The following is a 20,113-nucleotide window of genomic DNA, read 5'->3' as shown; positions in this document are numbered from 1 at the left end:
GGGGCGGGCGGGCTGCGCGGCGGACTGGGCCGGCCGGCGCTGCCTGGCGACGGACCATTCTTGGCAGGGCCGAGGACGGGTGGCAAAGGAGCTCGCTACTACAGCGCATAGTGGCTGCGGCGGGTCTTCGGCCGGGTTCGGCGGGGTGTTAGGTAGGGATTGTCCGGATTGTCCACGTCGGGCTCGCGGGTGGGCGCCGACCGGGGATCGCGAGGGCCGGATGGCCGGTGGCCTGGCTTCTTCAGGCCGGACGCGGCAGCGGCGCCCGCGGCCCGGGCACGGCCGGGCCGGCCTGGCGGTGCGGCCGCCGGGGCCCTCCACTATCCACGGTCGTAGACGCGAAAACCCCTGTGGGCGGGCTCACAGGCCCGCCGTGCCGATCTCGACGCAGCGTGACGGAGCGGTGGCGGCTCGGCGCCCGGGCAGCGGGTCGTGAGGGCCCGTGCGGCGGGTTGCGAGGGCTGCGGCGGAGGGCTTGCGAGGGCCTTGTGCCGGGTCGCGAGAGCCCGGGCGGTGGGTTGCGAGGGCCCGGGCGGCGGGTCGCGAGGGCTGCGGCGGCGAATTACGAGGCTGCGGTGCCGTCGTGGCGGTGGCCCGTGGAACGGCACCGGGCCCGGGAGCCTCCGCAACGGCTCCCGGGCCCGGCGTCTCCGGCGCGGTGGGGACGGGTCAGGAGTCCGCCGCCACCGCGGCCCGCCGCCGTCGGCCCACCACGGCCGAGGCGCCGAGCACGATCGCGGCCGCGACCAGCGACAGGTACATCTGCTTGCGGCCGTCGGCGTCGGTGAACATGTACGCCACCACGAACCCGATCATGCCGATGGCGACCCAGGTGAGGTACGGGTACAGCCACATCCGGACGGTGTGCCGCTCGGGCATCTCGCGCTCGATGATCTTGCGCATCCGCAGCTGGGTGGCGCAGATCACCAGCCAGACGAAGAGCGCGACCGCGCCGGAGGAGTTGAGCAGGAAGGCGAACACCGTGTCCGGCGAGGTGTAGTTGAAGAAGACGGCGACGAAGCCGAACACCACCGAGGCGAGGATGGCCGTGCGCGGCACGCCGCGGTCGGTCACCTTCGCGAAGGCCTTGGGCGCGTCGCCGCGCTGGCCGAGCGAGAAGGCCATCCGGGAGGCCGTGTACATCCCGGAGTTGAGGCAGGAGAGCACGGCGGTCAGCACGATGACGTCCATCACCTGGCCGGCGCCCGGGATGCCGATGTGGTCGAGCACCGCCACGTACGGGCTGCTCTTGACGGCCGCGGAGTCCCAGGGCAGCAGGGTGACCACGAGCAGGATCGAGCCCAGGTAGAAGATCCCGATGCGCCAGATCACGCTGTTGGTGGCCTTGCTGACCGCCTTCTCCGGGTCCTCCGACTCGCCGGCGGCCAGGGTGACGATCTCGCTGCCCATGAAGGCGAAGACGACGGTGAGCATGCCGGTGAACACCGCGCCCACCCCGTGCGGCAGGAAGCCGCCGTGGCCGGTCAGGTTGCTGGCGCCCACCGCGTGGGTGCCGGGCAGCAGGCCGAACGCGGCGAGCGTGCCGATCACCAGGAAGGCGGCGATCGCGACGACCTTGATCCCGGCGAACCAGAACTCGAACTCGCCGTAGGAGGAGACCGAGAACAGGTTGGTGGCGGTGAGCACCGCCATCACGATCAGCGCCCAGCCCCACTGCGGCACGCCGGGCACCCAGTTGTTGAGGATCTTGGCGCCGGCGGTCGCCTCGACGGCGAGCACGACGACCCAGAAGAACCAGTACAGCCAGCCGATGGTGAAGCCGGCCCAGCGGCCCAGCGCGCGGTCCGCGTACGCCGAGAAGGAGCCGCTCTGCGGGTCGGCCGCCGCCATCTCGCCGAGCATCCGCATCACCAGCACGACCAGCGCGCCGGCCAGTGCGTAGGAGAGCAGGATGCCCGGACCGGTCGAGGCGATGCCCGCGCCGGAGCCGACGAACAGACCGGCGCCGATCACGCCGCCGATCGCGATCATCGACAGGTGGCGGTTCTTGAGCCCGGCCTTCAGGTGGCCGTCGCCGCCGTGTCCTATCGGGCCCTGGGGGTGGGGGGCCGAGTCGGCCGTGGCCGGCTTGGTGGTGTTCGCACTCATTCAGGGGTGCCCTGTGCCTTTCCAGCGCGGCGACCCTCGGCTCGTCGCGCAGAGGGTGGGGGGACAGACCCGCGCAATGCGGTGAAACGTAACTTCTACGCCCGGGTATCGGAACAATTCTTTGATAACTGTTCGCTTACCGAACCCAAAAGGCCAGGTCACGGCCGGTGAACTGGGTGCAGGGGAAGCTCAGATCTGACGCAATGTCACCGCTCGGGAGGCCGGATCTCGCGCAGGTCGAGCACGACGACCGCCGGTTGGCCCCGTGGGTGACCGGCGAGACGGGCGGCCAGGATGCGCGGGATGTCGCTCTCCTGCGAGTACCCGGGCGTCACGGTGACCACGTCCTCGCGCACCCGGTCGTCCCCGGGTGCGGTGTACGTCACCCGGTACGTCGTGCGTTCGGGCGGCGGGGTGGGGCTGGTCCGGCGCGTGGCGGTCATCCGCATCCACCTCCTGGCCCCATTGTGAGCGCGGTGTGGCCGATCTGCGCAAACCCGGGCAGAGTGGGACTCTCGGGGCAATCCCGACGCCGCCCGGCCGTTCCAGGAGCGACCCCATGCAGACCACCTGGAAGGGGACGATCAGCTTCGGGCTGGTCAGCATCCCCGTCCACCTGTACTCCGCGACCCAGGAGCACGACGTCGCGCTGCACCAGGTGCACGCCAAGGACGGCGCACGGGTGCGGATGAAGCGGTACTGCGAACGGGAGGAGAAGGAGGTCCCGTACGCCGAGATCGCCAAGGGCTACGAGTCGCCCGACGGCCGCACCGTCACGCTCAGCGACGCGGACCTCGCCGACCTGCCGCTGCCCAGCAAGAAGGTCATCGACGTCCTGGCCTTCGTGGACGAGGGCGAGATCGACCCGCTGATGTTCTCCAAGGCCTACTACGTGGGCGTCGCCGACAAGGCGGCCGCCAAGCCGTACGCCCTGCTGCGCGACGCGCTGGTGGAGTCCGGGCAGATCGCGGTCACCAAGATCGCGCTGCGCACCCGGGAGTCGCCGGCCGTGCTGCGGGTGCACGACGGGACGCTGGTGCTGCAGACCTGCATCTGGCCCGACGAGGTCCGCCCGGCCACCGGGATCGCGCCCGAGGAGAACGTCACCGTCCGGCCGCAGGAGCTCAAGATGGCGCGGTCGCTCATGGACACCCTCTCCGAGGACTTCGACCTGTCCCAGCTGCACGACGACTACCAGCAGGCGCTCCAGCAGGTGATCACCGCGCGGCTGGAGGGCGTCGAGGTCCCGCACGAGGAGGAGCCCGGCGCGGCGCCGGACAACGTGATCGACCTGATGGAGGCGCTGCGCAGCAGCCTCCGGCAGGCCAAGGGCGGCCGGGCGCCGGCGGAGGGGGAACGGGCGGCGGAGGAAGCGGCGTCCGAGGAGGCCCCGGCGCGGAAACCGGCGCCCCGCAAGCGCGCCGCGGCGAAGAAGACCGCCGAGGCGGCCGAGGGGACCGGCGCGGCGAAGAGGACCACCACCCGCAAGGCCGCGACATCGGCCAAGTCCGCGAATTCCGTGCGGTCCACGAAGTCCACCAAGTCCGCGGAGCCGCCCAAGTCCGGCAGGGCCGCGAAGTCGGCGGCACCGCGCAAGGTCTCCTGACCCCTCCCGGGGGCCAGGCTCTCCCTCCCTTCCCGCACTGGAGGCGATCCTGATGGACCTGCTCACCTACAAGGAACTCGACACCGGCCCCGACGCGCCGCAGAACCCGAGCTGGGGGCACCGGGCGTGGCACTGGCTGCTCAGCCTCAGTCCGACCGTGGTGACCTTCATGATCGCGCTCTCGATCGGCCTGTGCATGGTCGCGGTCCAGGTGGACCTGCTGGCGCTCCTGGTGCTGATGGCGATCTTCTGGGCCCTGACGTTCATCGCGATGGTCGGCGTCGTGGCCCGCTGGGTGACGCCCGGCCGGGGCAGGCACCGGATGGCCTCCTCCTGACCCGGCCGTACGGTGCGCCCCGGGAGCCGGGGCGCACCGGTGTCCGGGTGGGGCTCAGCCGATCCACACGGTGGTGACGTTGCAGAACTCCCGGATGCCGTGCCCGGACAGCTCCCGGCCGAAGCCCGAGCGCTTCACGCCGCCGAAGGGCAGCGCCGGGTGCGAGGCGGTCATGCCGTTGAAGAACACCCCGCCGGCCTGGATGTCGCGCACGAAGCGCTCCTGCTCAGCCGGATCGGTCGTCCAGACGTTGGAGCTGAGGCCGAACGGGGTGTCGTTGGCGACGGCCACCGCCTCGTCCAGGTCGGCGACCCGGTACACGGTGGCGACCGGGCCGAAGGTCTCCTCCTGGTGGATCCGCATCGCCGGCGTGATGCCGGTCAGCACGGTCGGCTCGTAGAAGTAGCCGGTGTCCCAGCCCATCGGGCGGCCGCCGCCGCACTCGACCCGGGCGCCGTGGGTGCGGGCGTCCTCGACCAGTTCCTCCAGGTCGTCGCGGCCCTGGCGGCTGGCCAGCGGGCCCACGTCGGTGTCCTCGTCCATCGGGTCGCCGACCCGCAGCGAGCGCATCGCCTCGGTGAAGGCCGAGGTGAAGCGGTCGTAGACGTCGGCGTGCACGATGAAGCGCTTGGCGGCGATGCAGGACTGGCCGTTGTTCTGCACCCGGGCCTTGACGGCGGTGGCCACCGCCGCGTCCAGGTCGGCGCTCGGCATCACCACGTACGGGTCGCTGCCGCCGAGCTCCAGCACCGCCTTCTTCACCTCGTCCGCCGCGGTGGCGGCGACCGACCGTCCGGCCGGCTCGCTGCCGGTGAGGGTGACGGCCGCGACCCGGCGGTCCCGGATCACGTCCTCGACGGCGCCCGAGCCGATCAGCAGCGTCTGGAAGCAGCCCTCGGGGAATCCGGCCCGCCGGAACAGCTCCTCCAGCGCGAGCGCGGTGCGCGGCACGTTGGAGGCGTGCTTGAGCAGCCCGACGTTGCCCGCCATCAGGGCCGGCGCGGCGAAGCGGATGACCTGCCAGAACGGGAAGTTCCACGGCATCACCGCGAGGACCGGCCCCATCGGGCGGTAGCGGACGTACGCGCGGGCGGCCCCGGAGTCGGTCACGTCGGCCGGGTCCGGGTGCTCGTCGGCGAGCAGCGCCTCGGCGTTGTCGGCGTACCAGCGCATCGCCTTGGCGCACTTGGCGGCCTCGGCCCGGGCGGCGGTGAGCGGTTTGCCCATCTCCTCCGTCATCGTCCGGGCGACGGCCTCCTGGTCCTGGTCCAGCAGGTCGGCCGCCCGGCGCAGCAGCGCGGCGCGGTCGGCGAATGAGGTGTCGCGGTAGCGCTGGAAGGCGGCCTCGGCGAGGGCCAGTCGGCGTTCGATCCCGGCGGCGTCCAGCGGTTCGAAGGTCTGGAGGGTCTCGCCGGTCGCGGGGTTGACGCTGGCGATGGGCATGCGGGGCTCCCTGGGGTGGTCCGGGTCCGGTGCGTCTGTGCTCACACCCTCCCCGACTGCCCCGCCCCGGGCACGCCTACGCGCCCGGCGTGTCCCGCCGGGCGCGGTCGCGCGGCCTCATTCGGGCAGCGACTCCACCCGGGCCGCCGCCTCCCGGGCCCTGGCCCCGGCCCTGGTCCGCCCGGCGGTGACCTGCCGGTCGGGGAAGCGGTGCAGGTACTCGGCTTCCAGCTGGCCGGTGCGCAGGGTGTGGCGCTTCAGCGCCTCCTCGGAGCCGTACAGGAACGTCTCGTGGCGCGTGCGGTGCAGCTGTTCCAGCTCGTGCAGCAGGGTGTCGTTGCCCAGGGCGTGCGGGGAGACGCCCTCGGGCCGGATGTGCGGGTCGTCGGCGTGCCGCATCTCGTACCTCCTCGGCGGAAGCCCTCTTCTACCGGTTGCCCGCTGTCGGCGCCGGTACACCCCCCCGTGATCCGCGGGCGGCTCGGCCTCCAGCTGGCCGGTGCGATGGACGGGAGAAATTGCACAAGCGAAATCGTACAAAGTCTGTCGTACAAGAGCTCTTGTTGGTACTGTTCCGGGCATGGACGACAGGACCGACGAACCGCACGGCACCCGGAGGATCTCCGACTCCCGGGTGCTCGCCGCCCTCACCCACCCGCTGCGCCGCCGTCTGCTCGACCTGCTGAAGGTCGACGGCCCCGGCACCGTGGGCCGGCTCGCCGATCGCACCGGGCAGGCGGTCGGCAACGTCAGCCACCACCTCAAGGTGCTCGCCGAGAGCGGGCTGATCGAGGAGGCGCCCGAACTCGCCCGGAACCGGCGCGAGCGGTGGTGGCGGTTGGCCGACCGTGAACTCAGCTGGACCAGGGCCGACTTCGACGGCGATCCGGTCGCCGAGGCGGTCGCGGACGCGGCCGGGTCGATCCTGCTGGAACGCCAGGTCGAGCTGGTCCGCGAGTGGCACGCCCGGCGCGGCGGCTACGGGCCGGACTGGCAGGACGGCTGTTCGGTGGCCACCCAGTCCTGGCTGCGGCTCACCCCGGAGGAGGCCAGGGACCTGGCCGCGGACCTGCACGCGGTGATCCGGAAGTGGGCGGACCGGCCGGTGCCCGAGGACGGACGCGAGCGCGAGACCGTCCTCGCCTTCGCCCACAGCGTCCCGGCGCGGCCATGACCGCCACCCTCGCCGCGCCGCCCGGCGGCCCTGGACTGCGCTCGCGCTGGGGCCTGTTCGCCCACCGCGACTTCCGACTGCTGTGGGCGGGCCAGACCGTCAGCCGGCTCGGCAGCAGCGTCACGACCGTCGCGCTGCCCCTGGTCGCGGTGCTCACCCTGGACGCCGGTCCGCTCGCGACCGGCCTGCTGACCAGCGCCGTCTGGCTGCCGTGGGTACTGTTCGGCCTGCCCGCCGGCGTGTGGGTCGGCCGGGCACCCCGGCGGGCCGTGATGACCGTCTGCAACCTCGGCTCCGCCGCGCTGTTCGCGAGCGTGCCGGTGGCGGGCTGGTTCGGCGTGCTCACCCTGGCCCAGCTGCTGGCCGTGGCCTTCCTCGGCGGGGTGACGGCGGTGTTCTTCGACGCGGCCGACCAGGCGTACCTGCCCGAGCTGGTGGCACCCGAGGACCTGATCGAGGGCAACGCCAAGCTGGCGGGCAGCAACTCGGCGGCCGAGGTCGCCGGGCGCGGGCTGGCCGGCCTCGTCGTGCAACTCCTGAGCGCGACAACGGGGTTGCTCATCGACGCGGTGAGCTTCCTGATCGCGGCCGGCACGTTGCTGCGGATCCGCGCCCGGCCGGAGCCGGTGGTCCGCGAGCGGGCCGCGATGCTCGGTCAGGTCCGCGAGGGGCTGGCCTTCCTGCTGCGCGACCCGTACCTGCGCGCCTTCCTGTGCTTCGGCGCGGCCGCCAACTTCGCGCTCATGGGATACCAGGCGGTGCTGGTGCCGTTCCTGGTCCGGGAGGCCGGGATCGCCCCGGGCTGGGTCGGCGTCCTCGCCTCCGCCGCCGCGGTCGGCGGCGTGCTCGGGGCGCTGGCGGCCCGCCCCCTGTGCCGCCGGCTGGGGACGGCGCGCGGGCTGCGGATCGTGCTGCTCACCGCGCTGCCGCTCGGACTGCTGATGCCGCTGGCCGGGCCGGGCCTGCGGACGGCGCTGTACCTGGTCGGCTCGCTCGCCGTCGTGGCGGCGGTGGTGCTGTGCAACGTCGTGCTCGGCAGCTTCCGGCAGTCCTACGCCCCGCCCGAACTGCTCACCCGGGTGGCGGCCGGCTCGATGTTCGTCCTGCACGCCACCATCCCGCTCGCTGCGCTCGTCGGCGGCGCACTGGGGGCGACGATCGGTCTGCGGGCGACGATGTGGGTGATGACCGGCCTGCTCGTACCGGCCGGCGCGCTCCCCCTGTTCTCGCCGCTGAGGACGCTCCGGGACCTGCCGACGGAGCCTCCCCGGAGCGCCAAGATCGTAGGATGAATCCCTCCCGTTCCTTCGGGGCCGCCCCTCTACCTCCGGACAGATCGCCGATGCCGCTTCCCAAGGCCGAACTCCACCTCCACATCGAAGGCACCCTCGAGCCCGAACTCGCCTTCGCCCTCGCCGAGCGCAACGCCGTGAAGCTCCCCTACACCGACAGCGAGGAACTGCGGCAGGCGTACTCCTTCAGCGACCTGCAGTCCTTCCTGGACCTGTACTACGCACTGATGGCGGTGCTGCGCACCGAGCAGGACTTCGCCGACCTCGCCGACGCCTACCTGGCCCGCGCCGCCGAGCAGGGCGTACGGCACGCCGAGATCTTCTTCGACCCGCAGGCGCACACCGCGCGCGGGGTGCCGCTCGGCGTGGTGGTGGACGGGCTGACGGACGCGCTCTCGCGCAGCGAGCAGCGGTACGGCATCAGTACCCGGCTGATCATGTGCTTCCTGCGCGACGAGTCCGCCGAGTCCGCGCTGGAGACCTTCGAGGCCGCCCGCCCGTACTTCGACCGGATCTCGGGCATCGGCCTGGACTCCGCGGAGGTCGGCAACCCGCCGGCGAAGTTCCGCGAGGTCTACCGCCGCGCCGCCGAGGCCGGTCTGCGGCGCGTGGCCCACGCGGGCGAGGAGGGCCCGGCCTCGTACATCACCGAGGCGCTGGACGTCCTGGGCGTGGAGCGGATCGACCACGGCCTGCGCTGCCTGGAGGACGGCGAACTCGTCGCCCGCCTGGTCCGCGAGCAGGTCCCGCTCACCGTCTGCCCGCTCTCCAACGTCCGCCTGCGCTGCGTCGACACCCTCGCGGACCACCCGCTGCGCGAGATGCTCGACGCCGGACTGCTGGTCACCGTCAACTCCGACGACCCGGCCTACTTCGGCGGTTACGTGGACGACAACTTCCGCGCCGTCCACCAGGCCCTCGCCCTCGACCAGGAGACGCTCCGCCGCCTGGCGGCCAACTCCTTCCGGGCCTCCTTCATCGACGAGCGCCGCCGGGCCGAACTCCTCGCCGAGGTCGAACGGTTCACCTTCGCCCCGGCCGCGGACTGACGGACGCCCGGCCCGGTCGCGGCGGGCCCCCGCCGCGACCGCCCTCGCTAGTCCAGCGGCGAGGGGCCGCTCCGGGCGTACTCGAGCAGGGTCACGCCGTTGGTGAAGCGCCGGGTGTCGGTCAGGGTGACCGGGAGGGGGCGGTCGGTCGGGCTGAAGAGGTGCCTGCCGCGGCCGAGGACGACGGGGTGGACGAGCAGGTGGTAGCCGTCGACCAGGTCCTGGGCCAGGAAGGACGCGACCAGCTCGGCGCCGCTGAGGGCGAGGTCGCCGCCGGGGCCGGCGGTGAGCGCGGCGATCGACGCGGGGGTGACCTCGCGGACGACGGTGGTGTTCCAGTCGGCGTGGTCGAGGGTGCGGGAGAACACGGTCTTCGGCATGGTGCGCCAGAGGGCGGCGAACTCCGCGACCGGCCGGGAGGTGCCCGGGTCCTGGTCGGCGGTGGGCCAGTAGTCGGCCATCAGTTCGTGGGTGCGCCGGCCGGAGACGAAACCGCTCATCCGGGCGAGCCTGCGGTTGACGTAGCTGTGCACCTCGTCGTCGACGAAGTGCCAGCTGATGTCGTGCTCCGGGCCCTCGAAGTAGCCGTCCAGGGACATGGACATGAAGAGGACGATCCTGCGTCGCATCGGCGACCTCACCGGGGAGGGGGCCGCCGCCCCCGGTACCGGCGGGGGCGGCGGCCGGGATCAGATCAGGGTGCTCCAGTAGTACCAGAACCGGTTGAGGATCAGCAGCGCGATCACCGCGCACCACAGCGCCGGGACCACCCAGTGGTAGCGCGCGGCCTCCCGCACCACCACCCGGGCCCGCGGGCCCACGGGGATCACGCCGCTGCGCAGGTTGTGCAGGGTGGTGTACCAGAACAGCGGGATCACCGCCGCCCACACCACCATGCAGTACGGGCAGAGCGCGCCGATCCGGTACAGCGCCTGGTACATCAGCCAGGTGACGAAGCCGATCCCGAAGACCGTCCCCGCCTGCAGCCCGAGCCAGAACCAGCGCCGGTACGACGCCCCGGCGAGCAGCCCGGCGCCCACCGCCACGACCACCCCGAACGCGACCAGGCCGATCAGCGAGTTGGGGAAGCCGAAGGCCTCGGCCTGGTCGCTTCGCATGATCGAGCCGCAGCTGATGATCGGATTGATGTTGCAGTTGGGGACGTACGACGGATCCCGCAGCAGCCGGATCTTGTCCAGAGTGAGGACCGCCGAGGCGAACAGGCCCACGGCGCCGGCGATCACCAGCAGCCAGGCGAACGGCCGGCTCGCGCCGCCGGTCCGCCCGGCCGCGACGGCGGCCCTCACCCGGTCACCTGCTTGACCATCGCGGTGAACTGGTCGGGTGAGACGGCCTTGCCGTTGGTGAGCACGTCCAGCTTCCGGCCGTCCAGCTCGACGGTCGGGGTGCCCGTCACCCCGCTCTTGTCGAACGCGTCGGCGACCTTGGCCGCCCACGGCGCGTAGGTGCCGTCCTGGACGGCCTTGACGAAGGCGTCCGTCTTCAGCCCGGGCACCTGGCCGGCCAGGTCCAGCAGGTGGTTGACGTCGCCGAAGGCGTCGCTGCGCTCGTCCGGCTGGTTGGCGTACAGCACGTCGTGGAACTGCTTGAACTTGTCCACGCCCTCGTTGAGCGCGGCGCCGGCCGCGGCCAGCGCGGTGCGCGAGCCCTTCCCGCCGAGGTTGTCGTCCAGGAACGTCGCCAGGTGGTACTCGATCTTGTAGGTGCCGTCGTCGGCCAGCTGCTGCACGGCCTTGCCGGTGGTGGTCTCCAACTGCTCGCAGAACGGGCAGCGGAAGTCCTCGTAGATCTCCAGGGTGTGCGGGGCGTCGGCCTTGCCGTAGGTGACCACGGTGCCGTCGGCGCCGCTCGCGTGGGCCGGGACGACCAGCGGGCCGCGCGCGGCGGCGTCCGAGGAGGAGCCGGAGGAGCCGCCGACGGCGAAGGCCACGCCCGCGGCCAGGGCGAGCACCGCGGCGGAGGCGGCGCCGACCACCACGCGGCGGCGGATCCGGCCGGAGCGCTCGGCCTGGGCGCGGGCGCTGCGCATGCGCTCGGTGGCGGTGTTCCCGGGATCGGTGTTCCGGGCGGTCTGCCGGCGGCCGGTCTGCGGGCCGGTTCTGCGGGTGTTGCTCATGGGGTGTCGTCCTGTGCTCTCTGCATGCGGAAGGCGGGCGCGACCGGGGTCGGGGTCGGCGCGCGGGGGCAGCGGCGGCGGCAGGCTGAGCGAGGAGGCTCAGGCGGCCGGGACGAACACCGGCGGACCGCGCCGGACGGCCGGGCGGACGACCACGTCCTGGGCCGGAACCAGCGCCCGGCTGGCGCGGGGGAACGGCACCCGCGCCACCGGACGGGCCGGGACGGGCGCGGAGAGCAGCCGCAGCCAGCGGGCGGCGGCCGGGAGGTGGCGGTGCAGGAACTCGCCCAGCATCCGGACGGCCCGGGCCAGACCGGCCAGTGCGGCGTCCGCACGGCGCAGCCAGAAGGCGCCGGCCAGCGCGATCACCGTGTGCAGCAGCAGGAGCAGCAGGACGCCGGTCTGCTGGGAGACCCCGTGGCCGAGCAGGAACCCGCCGAGCGAGCCGCCGCCGCACAGCAGCGGCTGGAAGCCGTGGGCCGCGTCGGGCGGCAGGGACGGACAGGTGCTCTGCGCGACGTCGAACAGCGCGCTGACACCCAGCTCCAGGGGCACGAACACCGCCGCGATCGCCGGGTAGCCGCGCTCGCGGCCGGCCGCCGCGAAGGCGACGGCGAAGGCCGCGACGGCCGCCAGGCCCATCGTGGCGGCCGGCAGCGCACGGCCGGTGACCACGACCTGGCCGAGCCCGGCCAGCAGCACGACCAGCGCGGCGAGAACCGCCGCGCGGAGCGTCCTGGTGACCGGGCCGATGTCCATGGCATCCGAGTCTGCCACAGGCGGAGTGCGGGACGACCGGCCGGACGGCGGGCTGTGAAGAGCCTCACCACCCGTGCTGAGCTGGGCTTATGTGCTTCTTACGGCCCGTCGTGCGGGTCGCCCCCGGCGGCGCTCACCCGGGCCTCCACCAGCTGCCGGAAGTGCTCCAGGTCCTCGCGCACGGCCCGTTCGATCGCCCCGGCCTGGGCGAAGCCGCGCGGCCCGCCGAACTCGCGGTGCACCGCGTCCGGGTCGTACTCCACCCGGATCTGCAGCCGGGTGTGCCGGGCGTCGAGCGGCAGCAGGGCGAAGGCGCCGCGCAGGTGGGCGGAGTCCAGCGTCCGCCAGGCCATCACCCGGCCGCGGCCGCGATCGGTGATCTCGGTGTCGATCGAACGCTCGGTGCCGCCGACCCGCACCCCGAGGTGCGCCAGGTTCCGGCCGTGCGGATGGGCGCTGCGGACACCCTCGACGAACTGCGGGTACTCGTGCACCCGGTGCAACTGCTCCCAGGCGGCGAGGGCGGGGGCGTCGATGTCGATCTGTTCCTCAAGGGTGCTCATGCGCCACCCCGCCGAGCCCGCCGCTCGCCTCGCGGGGCGCACACCCCGCGGTGAACCACTCGCTGCGCTCGCTCATGTCAGCGCCTCCTCGCGTCCCAGCCTGCTCTTCGGGCCGGGCGGAGGCAAAGGAGAACCGGAGGCAGAGGAGAACCGGGGGAGACGGAGCTCGGAGGAAAGGGCCGGGGGAGCGGGGCGGGCAGGGCGGCCCTGGGGTCGGAACGGGCCGGCGCGTTGAGAGCGCGCGGGTGGGGCGGGTCTGGGGGAGACTGGGCGCATGCCGGAACTGCCCGAGGTGGAGGCGTTGAGCGCCTTCCTGTCCGAGCGGTTGACCGGGCGGGTGATCGCCCGGGTGCAGCCGGTGGCGATCAGTGCCCTGAAGACGTACGACCCGCCGGTGACGGCCTTGGAGGGGCGCACGGTCGGGCCGGTCGCGCGGCGCGGCAAGTTCCTGGACATCGAGGCCGACGGGCTGCACCTGGTGATCCACCTCGCCCGGGCGGGCTGGCTGCGCTGGAAGGACGGCCTGCCCGCCGTGCCGCCGAGGCCGAGTCCGAAGAGCCCGCTCGCCCTGCGGGTGCGGTTGGAGGGTGAGGCCGCGGACGGCTTCGACCTCACCGAGGCGGGGACGAAGAAGGGCCTCGCCGTCTACGTGGTGGCGGACCCCGCCGAGGTGCCCGGGGTGGCCAGGCTCGGCCCCGACCCGCTGGACCCGGACTTCACGCTGGACGCGTTCGCCGCCCTGGTGCGCGGCGACCGGCGCCGGCTCAAGGGGGTGCTGCGGGACCAGAGCGTGCTGGCGGGCGTGGGCAACGCCTATTCGGACGAGGTGCTGCACGCGGCCCGGATGTCGCCGTACAAGCTGGCGGCGAGCCTCACGGAGGAGGAGACGGCCCGGCTGTACGAGGCGCTCGGCAGCACGCTGCGCGACGCGGTGGAGCGCTCGCGCGGGCTGGCGGCGGGGGAGCTGAAGGCGGAGAAGAAGCTCGGGCTGCGGGTGCACGGCCGGACCGGCCAGCCCTGCCCGGTCTGCGGGGACACCGTGCGCGAGGTGTCGTTCGCGGACTCCTCGCTGCAGTACTGCCCGACCTGCCAGACCGGCGGCAAGCCGCTGGCGGACCGGCGGCTGTCGCGGCTGCTGAAGTGACGCCTCCGGCGGGACGTCGCACGGCCCGGGCGGGGCCGGCGGCGGTGCGCCGGACCAGCCCCGGAGCGCGGCCGCCGGAGGCCGGGGTCACCGCTTGACGGCGACGCCGCCCCAGTAGTAGGCGGCCTTCGGGTCGGCCGGCGGCTCGCCGTCCGGGCGCCAGGCCAGGACCGGGGCGACGCCCGGCTCGACCAGGTCCCAGCCGTCGAAGAAGCGGAGCACGTCGTCGTAGCTGCGCGGCACCAGCGTCATCCCGCCGGCCCGGGCGGCCTCGGCGACCTTGCCGACCGCCTCCGGGTCGAAGTCCTGGGTCGGGGTGGTGAGGGCGAGGCAGCTCCCGGCGGGGAGGGCGTCGCGCAGCGCGGCGACCCGGCCCCACGGGTCGTCCTCGTCGGCGATCAGCATCAGCACGGCGATCATCAGCAGGCCGACCGGCTGGGTGAGGTCCAGGGTGGAGGTGAGCGCCGGGTCGGCGAACAGTTCCTCGGGCTTGCGCAGGTCGGCGTGGATGTAGGTGGTGCGGCTGGCCGGGCTGGAGACCATCAGGGCGCGCGCGTGGGCGAGGACGATGGGGTCGTTGTCGACGTAGACCACCCGGGTGCCCGGGCTGACCGCCTCGGCGATCTCGTGGGTGTTCGGCGAGGTGGGGATGCCGGTGCCGAGGTCGAGGAACTGGCGGATGCCGTGCTCCCGGGCCAGGTGGCGGACGGCCCGTCCCTGGAAGGCGCGGTTGGCCTTGGCCATCTCCTTGACGCTCGGGACGGCTTCCTCGATGGCCTGCCCCATGGCGCGGTCCGGCGGGAAGTTGGTCTTGCCGCCCAGCCAGTAGTCGTACACGCGCGCCGAGTGCGGAGTGGTGGTGTCGACGCCGAAACGTTCCCACTGGCTCAGCTCGACGGCGTCCTCGCCCTGGGGGCCCTGCTGGGGGAAGTCCTGACTTGTCGTCATGGCCACGTCCTCTGATGGCAGATCATCACACTGGGGAAGGCACAGCGTAGCGGTGCCGGCGGGCGGTCCGGCCGCCCGGTCGGGCGGGGAGCGCGCAGGCGCCGGGTCCGGGGGTGCGGGCCGGGCCGCGCTTGGGCCGTCGGAGTGGTGATCGGGGCCGTCGGAGTTGCCGGGGGAGAGCGGCGGCGACCGGCGGGGGAAGCATCCAGAATGCTGTCAGATCGTCAGATTACTTCGCCGTTGACCTCCCGAATCACCTCGCGCAGACTGCTGCTGGTCGCCGCCGGAATGTCCCTGCTGGGCGGGGCCACCGGCTGCCGGAGTCCTTGGAGCGACGGGGACGCCGAGTCCTCGGCGGCCGGAGCGGAGGCCGGTGCGGCGACGGGCCAGGCCGGAGCCCCGGTGCCCTCCGCCGCTCCGGCCGGATCGCCGTCACCCTCCGCCGCCGGTTCCGCCGCGCCGCCCTCCGCCTCCGGCTCGGCTCCCGCTTCCGCCTCGGCGGCCGCGCCGAGCGTGCAGCCCGTCCGCCGGGTGCTCACCGACGCGGAGAGCAAGCCGGTGTACGAGCTGGACGCGGCCCGGCGGGTGGTGGCCCTCACCATCGACGACGGCCCGGACCCCCGGCACACCCCGACGGTGCTGGCGCTGCTCCAGCAGTACGGGATCCGGGCGACCTTCTTCCTGATCGGCGAGAACGCCGTCGACCACCCGGCCCTGGTGCGGGAGATCGCCGACCACGGCCACCACATCGCCAACCACACCTGGACCCATCCGGACCTGCGGAGCCTGTCCGACGGCAAGATCCGGGACGAGCTGGAGCGCACCTCCGACCTCCTCCAGCGGACCACCGGGCGCCAGCCCACCTGGTTCCGCGCGCCGGGCGGGGACTGGTCGCCGGCGTCGCTCAAGGTGGCCGCCGACCTCGGGATGCGGAACATGGGCTGGTCGGTCGACCCGCGGGACTGGGCCCGTCCGGGCACCTCGGTGATCACCGACCGGATCCTCAAGGACGTCCGCCCCGGGGCGATCGTGCTCAACCACGACGGCGGCGGGGACCGCTCGCAGACGGTGGCGGCGTTGAAGGCGTACCTCCCGGTCCTGATCGACTCGGGCTACTACTTCACGGCGCCGCCGAACTGAGTGCATTTCCGGGTTCGCGAGGTAGCGGCTTCGCCGTTTAAACCACTCGAATGGATGGATTTGAAGAACCGTTTCCTCATAATTCGGGCCCTTAGGGTGATCTCGCACCAGTTCGCCAGGTACCGATGGGTACCACCTGAAAGGCCCTCACCCATGCGTCTCCGCAACGCTGCGCTCGCCGTCGCCAGCGCCGTCGCCCTCGTCTGCGCCGTCCCCACGTCCGCCAACGCGGCCACCGGTGATTTCCTCTACAAGGTCGGCCCCGGTATCCCGGCCGGGATGGCCGACCCGGCGAGCGGTCACTGCATCAACGTGTTCGGGGCCACGGAGTCCGACCCGGCCTTCGCGCCGGAGAACTTCACCAACTCGACGGCCACGGTCTTCCTCGACTTCGACTGCAGCGGTGACGTCTTCTACGTCATGAACCCCGGCAAGGTGCTCGGCAACCGCCTGAAGCTCCGCTCGGTGATCTTCTCCTGAGCCCTCCGTCACCACGGACCGGGGCGGTCCGGCGGCCGTTCGTGCCGTCGGCCGCCCCGTCGCCCTTCCTGTGGGGCCGTTCGGGTGAACGGCGTAGCGTGAAGAGGGAGGGGGCGCCGTCCCGGCCGCGCAGGAGGTAGTCATGGCCGTACGGGAACTGGACGAGGCGAAGCAGCAGGCCTTCGCCGGGCGGATGGTGCAGGTGCTGAACGACGCCTGCCTCGGGTTCATGACCAGCCTCGGCCACCAGACCGGGCTCTTCGACCTGATGGCCGGGCTCGCGCCGTCGACCAGCGAGGAGATCGCCGACGCGGCCGGGCTGAACGAGCGCTACGTGCGCGAGTGGCTCGGCGGCATGGTCGTCGCCGGGTTCGTCGAGTACGACCCGCAGAACCGGACCTATCGGCTGCCGCCCGAGCACGCGGCGTCGCTGACCCGGGCGGCAGGGCCGGACAACCTGGCCGCCATGACGCAGCTCCTGTCGATGATGGGCGAGGTCGAGCAGGACCTGCTGGGCCACTTCCGCACCGGTGGCGGGATGCCGTACTCGGCCTACCCGCGCTTCCAGCAGCTGCAGTCCGAGGAGACCGCCCGGGTGTACGACCTGGCACTGGTGGACACCATCGTGCCGCTGGTGGACGGGCTGACCGAGCGGCTGCGGAGCGGGATCGACGCGGTGGACGTGGGCTGCGGGCAGGGACACGCCGTCCTGGTGCTCGCCAAGGCCTTCCCCGCCAGCCGGTTCACCGGCATCGACATCTCCGAGAAGGGCATCGCCGCGGCCCGTGCCTCGGCGGCGGCGGAGGGGCTGGACAACGTGCGCTTCGAGGTCGCCGACTCGGCCGAGCTGACCGGGCCGTACGACCTGGTCACCGCCTTCGACGTGATCCACGACCTGGCGCGCCCGACCCGCACGCTGGCCGCGATCGCGCGGGCGCTGCGCCCCGACGGGGTCTTCCTGATGGGCGACGTGGCCGCCAGCAGCAAGCTCGAGGAGAACCTCGAGCACCCGCTGGGGCCCGCGCTGTACGCCTTCTCGACCTTCTACTGCATGACGGTCTCGCTCGGTGAGGGCGGCGAGGGGCTCGGGACGGTCTGGGGCGAGCAGACGGCCCTGCGGATGCTGGCGGACGCGGGGTTCGGTCCGGTGGAGGCCAGACGCGTCGAGGGCGACATCCTCAACCTGTACTACGTGGCGCGGCTGCGGGACGCGGCGTAGCTTCGGAACTGTCCGGCCCCGGCCGCCGGTGCCCCGCCGCGCCCTGCGGCTCGACCGCCCCGCGGTCGGGTGCCGCGGCCCGGCAGAGCGAAGGAGGCCTGGGATGACCGGCAACGGTTACGCACACCCCGAGGCGCTGGTCAGCACCGAGTGGCTGGCGCGCCACCTGGACGACGGGACGGTCCGGGTCGTCGAGGTGGACGAGGACACCGCCGCCTACGACCGGGACCACGTCCCCGGCGCGGTCGGCTGGAACTGGACCACCGACCTGCACAGCCGGGTCGGCCGCGACTACGCCGACCGCGAGGGCGTCCAGCGCCTGCTGCGGGCCGCCGGCGTGGAGGACGACACCACGGTGGTGCTGTACGGCGGCAACAACAACTGGTTCGCCGCGTACGCCTACTGGCTGCTGCGGCTGCGCGGCTTCGGGCCGGTGAAGCTGCTCGACGGCGGGCGCAAGAAGTGGGAGCTGGAGGGGCGGGAGCTCACCCGCGAGGTGATGGACTACCAGCACACCGCCTACCGGCTGACCGGACCGGAGCGGCCCGAGCTGCGGGCGCTGCGGGACGAGGTGCTGGCCAAGGCCGAGGTGTTCGCCAAGCCCGGCGCGGACGCGGTGCTGGTGGACGTCCGCTCGCCGGCGGAGTTCCGGGGCGAGCTGATCGCGCCGCCGCACCTGCCGCAGGAGCAGGCCCAGGTGCCGGGGCACATCCCGGGCGCCGTCAACGTGCCCTGGTCGCAGGCGGCCAACGACGACGGTTCGTTCCGCTCGGCGGAGGAACTGCGGGAGCTCTACGGGGCCAAGGGCGTGGAGGCGGAGCGCGAGGTGATCGCCTACTGCCGGATCGGCGAGCGGTCCGCCCACACGTGGTTCGCGCTCACCGAGTTGCTGGGCTACCCGCACGTCAAGAACTACGACGGCTCGTGGACGGAGTACGGCTCGCTGGTCCGGGCGCCGGTGGCGCTGGGCGGCTGACGGCGGGCGGATCGTTCGGGCGGATCATTTCGGCCGGTTTCTTTTCATGAACATCTCATGATCGGGGAGTGGGCCGGGGGTCACCGGGACAAGGATCGATCCAACCCATCGTTCCGGTGATCCTGGAGGACCACGTTGCGCAAGAGGCTGATCGTCTCTGCTGCCGGTGCCCTGAGCCTGTTCCTGGCCGTCCCCGCCTCGGCATCCGACTTCCAACCCGGCGCGGCCGGGGTCGGCGACTCCTACTACCCGACCTACGGCAACGGCGGATACCGCGTCTCGCACTACGACATCCGGTTGAAGTACCAGCCCGCCACCGACGAACTGGAGGGGACCACCACCCTCCTCGCCACCGCGACCCAGGACCTCTCCCGGTTCAACCTCGACTTCGCGCTGAACGTGTCCGAGGTGCGGGTCAACGGGCGCCCCGCGACCTTCGCCACCAGCGGCGAGCAGGAGCTGCAGATCACCCCGGCCCGGCCGCTGGCCAAGGGCAGCCAGGCCGCCGTGGTGGTGCGCTACAAGGGCGTGCCGTCCACCGTGAAGAAGTACGGCTTCACCGCCTGGCTGCGCACCCCGGACGGCGCGGTCGCGGCGGGCGAGCCCGAGTCGGCCTGGTGGTGGTTCCCCAGCAACGACCACCCGAGCGACAAGGCCACCTTCGACGTCTCGGTGCAGGTGCCGGACGGCAACCAGGTGATCAGCAACGGCATCCTGACCGGCACCAGCTCGCAGGCCGGCTGGACCCGCTACAGCTGGCGCGAGAACAAGCCCCAGGCGACCTATCTGGCCACCCTCGCGGTCGGCAGGTTCGACATCAGCACGGACACCACGCCGAGCGGGCTGCCGGTCTACAACGCGTACAGCAAGGACCTCGGCGACAACGCCGACGCGGCCCGGGCCAGCGTGGAGCGCACCGGCGAGCTGGTGGACTGGCTGAGCGGCATCTTCGGCGACTACCCGTTCAGCTCGGTCGGCGGCTACGTCCCGAACGTCCCGACCGGCTTCGCCCTGGAGACCCAGACCCGGGTCTTCTACAGCCCCCGGCAGTTCGCCAAGGGCGCCAACACCTCGGTGGTCGTCCACGAGTTGGCCCACCAGTGGTACGGGGACAGCGTCTCGCTCTCGCGCTGGAGCGACATCTGGCTGAACGAGGGCTTCGCCCGTTACGCGCAGTTCCTCTGGTCCGAGCACGAGAACGAGGGCACCGCCCAGGAGCTGGCCGACTACGTCTACGCCTCGCACCCGGCCGACGATCCGTTCTGGAGCGTCAAGCCGGGCGACCCGGGCCCGGACGACCAGTTCGCCGGTGCCGTGTACGACCGCGGGGCGGTGGCCATCCAGGCGCTGCGCAACGCCGTCGGGGACGAGAAGTTCTTCCGGATCCTCAAGGGCTGGCCCACCGAGCGCCGCTACGGCAACGCGACCATTCCGGAGTTCCAGGCGTACGCCGAGAAGGTCTCCGGGCAGAAGCTCGGCGGCCTGTTCGACACCTGGCTGTTCACCGCCGCCAAGCCGGCCGTCGGGCCCGTGCCGGCGGGCGCCCCGGCCGCGGCCTCGCTGGCACCGGCCGCGGCGGACCGGCGTGACGGGCAGCCGCCGGCCGAGCCGAAGTCGTGGAAGAAGATCCAGGAGGCCAACCCGCAGCAGGACATGCGACGGCAGAACCTCTCGCTCGTGCTCGGTGCGGTCGCCGGGCACGGCCCGCTCTCCCGCGCGGACGTCGCCGGGCGCGTC

Annotated in this window: 21 protein-coding genes; 11 read left to right on the top strand and 10 right to left on the bottom strand. The window is 72.8% G+C overall.

The genetic code is table 11. The features are described 5' to 3' along the window. Positions 1-669 precede the first annotated feature (669 nt). On the bottom strand, positions 670-2,109 hold the full coding sequence (locus tag ABT247_RS05360; RefSeq protein ID WP_350738265.1) for an amino acid permease: 1,440 nt from the start codon (positions 2,107-2,109) through the stop codon (positions 670-672). Positions 2,110-2,315: 206 nt separating this feature from the next. Next, on the bottom strand, positions 2,316-2,552 hold the full coding sequence (locus tag ABT247_RS05355; protein ID WP_350738263.1) for a hypothetical protein: 237 nt from the start codon (positions 2,550-2,552) through the stop codon (positions 2,316-2,318). Between the two features lie 116 nt (positions 2,553-2,668). Between ABT247_RS05355 and ku the strand changes: the two genes are divergently transcribed. Beyond that, positions 2,669-3,715 (top strand): non-homologous end joining protein Ku, encoded by a 1,047-nt coding sequence (ku, locus tag ABT247_RS05350; RefSeq protein WP_350738260.1) that lies wholly within the window; start codon positions 2,669-2,671, stop codon positions 3,713-3,715. Between the two features lie 52 nt (positions 3,716-3,767). Next, the gene (locus ABT247_RS05345) at positions 3,768-4,052 is read left to right on the top strand and encodes a hypothetical protein (protein WP_350738258.1); all 285 of its coding nucleotides are present in this window, start codon (positions 3,768-3,770) and stop codon (positions 4,050-4,052) included. Between the two features lie 54 nt (positions 4,053-4,106). On the opposite strand, the gene ABT247_RS05340 is transcribed toward ABT247_RS05345, so the two are convergent. Both ABT247_RS05340 and ABT247_RS05335 read right to left on the bottom strand, forming a co-directional pair. Beyond that, positions 4,107-5,495 carry an NADP-dependent succinic semialdehyde dehydrogenase gene (locus ABT247_RS05340; protein WP_350738255.1) on the bottom strand — a complete coding sequence of 463 codons (1,389 nt, stop codon included), beginning with the start codon at positions 5,493-5,495 and terminating at the stop codon, positions 4,107-4,109. A gap of 117 nt (positions 5,496-5,612) precedes the next feature. Continuing rightward, on the bottom strand, positions 5,613-5,894 hold the full coding sequence (locus tag ABT247_RS05335; RefSeq protein WP_350738253.1) for a DUF6158 family protein: 282 nt from the start codon (positions 5,892-5,894) through the stop codon (positions 5,613-5,615). A gap of 181 nt (positions 5,895-6,075) precedes the next feature. Here ABT247_RS05335 and ABT247_RS05330 point away from each other — a divergent pair, with 181 nt between their 5' ends. The 3 genes from ABT247_RS05330 to ABT247_RS05320 are packed head-to-tail and all read left to right on the top strand — an operon-like array spanning position 6,076 to position 9,010. Then, positions 6,076-6,669, top strand: a complete 594-nt coding sequence (locus tag ABT247_RS05330; protein WP_350738250.1) for an ArsR/SmtB family transcription factor — start codon at positions 6,076-6,078, stop codon at positions 6,667-6,669. Further along, complete coding sequence (locus tag ABT247_RS05325) at positions 6,666-7,961, top strand: MFS transporter (RefSeq protein ID WP_350738247.1); 1,296 nt, start codon at positions 6,666-6,668, stop codon at positions 7,959-7,961. Before ABT247_RS05330 ends, ABT247_RS05325 begins: the two co-directional genes overlap by 4 nt. A 50-nt stretch (positions 7,962-8,011) precedes the next feature. Beyond that, a complete protein-coding gene (locus ABT247_RS05320; protein WP_350738244.1) occupies positions 8,012-9,010 on the top strand; it encodes an adenosine deaminase in 999 nt (332 codons plus the stop codon). Between the two features lie 47 nt (positions 9,011-9,057). Here ABT247_RS05320 and ABT247_RS05315 read toward each other — a convergent pair whose 3' ends face one another. The 5 genes from ABT247_RS05315 to ABT247_RS05295 form a co-directional block, all read right to left on the bottom strand. Continuing rightward, positions 9,058-9,615 carry a dihydrofolate reductase family protein gene (locus ABT247_RS05315; RefSeq protein WP_350738242.1) on the bottom strand — a complete coding sequence of 186 codons (558 nt, stop codon included), beginning with the start codon at positions 9,613-9,615 and terminating at the stop codon, positions 9,058-9,060. 84 nt (positions 9,616-9,699) lie between these two features. Next, entirely contained in the window at positions 9,700-10,317 is a 618-nt protein-coding gene (locus ABT247_RS05310; RefSeq protein ID WP_350738239.1) for a vitamin K epoxide reductase family protein, read from the bottom strand. Beyond that, positions 10,314-11,147, bottom strand: a complete 834-nt coding sequence (locus ABT247_RS05305; RefSeq protein ID WP_350738237.1) for a DsbA family protein — start codon at positions 11,145-11,147, stop codon at positions 10,314-10,316. Before ABT247_RS05305 ends, ABT247_RS05310 begins: the two co-directional genes overlap by 4 nt. Before the next feature lie 99 nt (positions 11,148-11,246). Further along, positions 11,247-11,906 (bottom strand): hypothetical protein, encoded by a 660-nt coding sequence (locus ABT247_RS05300; protein ID WP_350738234.1) that lies wholly within the window; start codon positions 11,904-11,906, stop codon positions 11,247-11,249. 98 nt (positions 11,907-12,004) lie between these two features. Further along, positions 12,005-12,469 (bottom strand): SRPBCC family protein, encoded by a 465-nt coding sequence (locus ABT247_RS05295; protein ID WP_350738231.1) that lies wholly within the window; start codon positions 12,467-12,469, stop codon positions 12,005-12,007. A 274-nt stretch (positions 12,470-12,743) separates the two neighbouring features. On the opposite strand from ABT247_RS05295, the gene ABT247_RS05290 reads away from it, so the two are divergent. Next, positions 12,744-13,613 carry an Fpg/Nei family DNA glycosylase gene (locus ABT247_RS05290; RefSeq protein WP_350738229.1) on the top strand — a complete coding sequence of 290 codons (870 nt, stop codon included), beginning with the start codon at positions 12,744-12,746 and terminating at the stop codon, positions 13,611-13,613. Positions 13,614-13,700: 87 nt separating this feature from the next. On the opposite strand, the gene ABT247_RS05285 is transcribed toward ABT247_RS05290, so the two are convergent. Continuing rightward, positions 13,701-14,561: an SAM-dependent methyltransferase gene (locus tag ABT247_RS05285; protein WP_350738226.1), complete on the bottom strand. Its 861-nt coding sequence runs from the start codon at positions 14,559-14,561 to the stop codon at positions 13,701-13,703. A 240-nt stretch (positions 14,562-14,801) separates the two neighbouring features. Between ABT247_RS05285 and ABT247_RS05280 the strand changes: the two genes are divergently transcribed. The 5 genes from ABT247_RS05280 to ABT247_RS05260 all read left to right on the top strand — a co-directional run. Further along, complete coding sequence (locus tag ABT247_RS05280) at positions 14,802-15,701, top strand: polysaccharide deacetylase family protein (protein ID WP_350738223.1); 900 nt, start codon at positions 14,802-14,804, stop codon at positions 15,699-15,701. 153 nt (positions 15,702-15,854) lie between these two features. After that, on the top strand, positions 15,855-16,181 hold the full coding sequence (locus ABT247_RS05275) for a hypothetical protein (protein WP_350738221.1): 327 nt from the start codon (positions 15,855-15,857) through the stop codon (positions 16,179-16,181). A gap of 142 nt (positions 16,182-16,323) precedes the next feature. Further along, complete coding sequence (locus ABT247_RS05270; RefSeq protein WP_350738219.1) at positions 16,324-17,400, top strand: methyltransferase domain-containing protein; 1,077 nt, start codon at positions 16,324-16,326, stop codon at positions 17,398-17,400. A gap of 103 nt (positions 17,401-17,503) precedes the next feature. Next, positions 17,504-18,376, top strand: coding sequence for a sulfurtransferase (locus ABT247_RS05265; protein WP_350738216.1), 873 nt, complete (start codon positions 17,504-17,506; stop codon positions 18,374-18,376). Positions 18,377-18,511: 135 nt separating this feature from the next. Then, the coding region (locus tag ABT247_RS05260; RefSeq protein ID WP_350738213.1) for a M1 family metallopeptidase at positions 18,512-20,113 on the top strand (1,602 nt) is incomplete at its 3' end.

This window comes from Kitasatospora sp. NPDC001539 (genome assembly GCF_040298565.1).
Lineage (GTDB): Bacteria > Actinomycetota > Actinomycetes > Streptomycetales > Streptomycetaceae > Kitasatospora.
The sequence above is the reverse complement of the archived record's forward strand: the minus strand, read 5'-3'. Positions and strand labels throughout refer to the sequence as shown.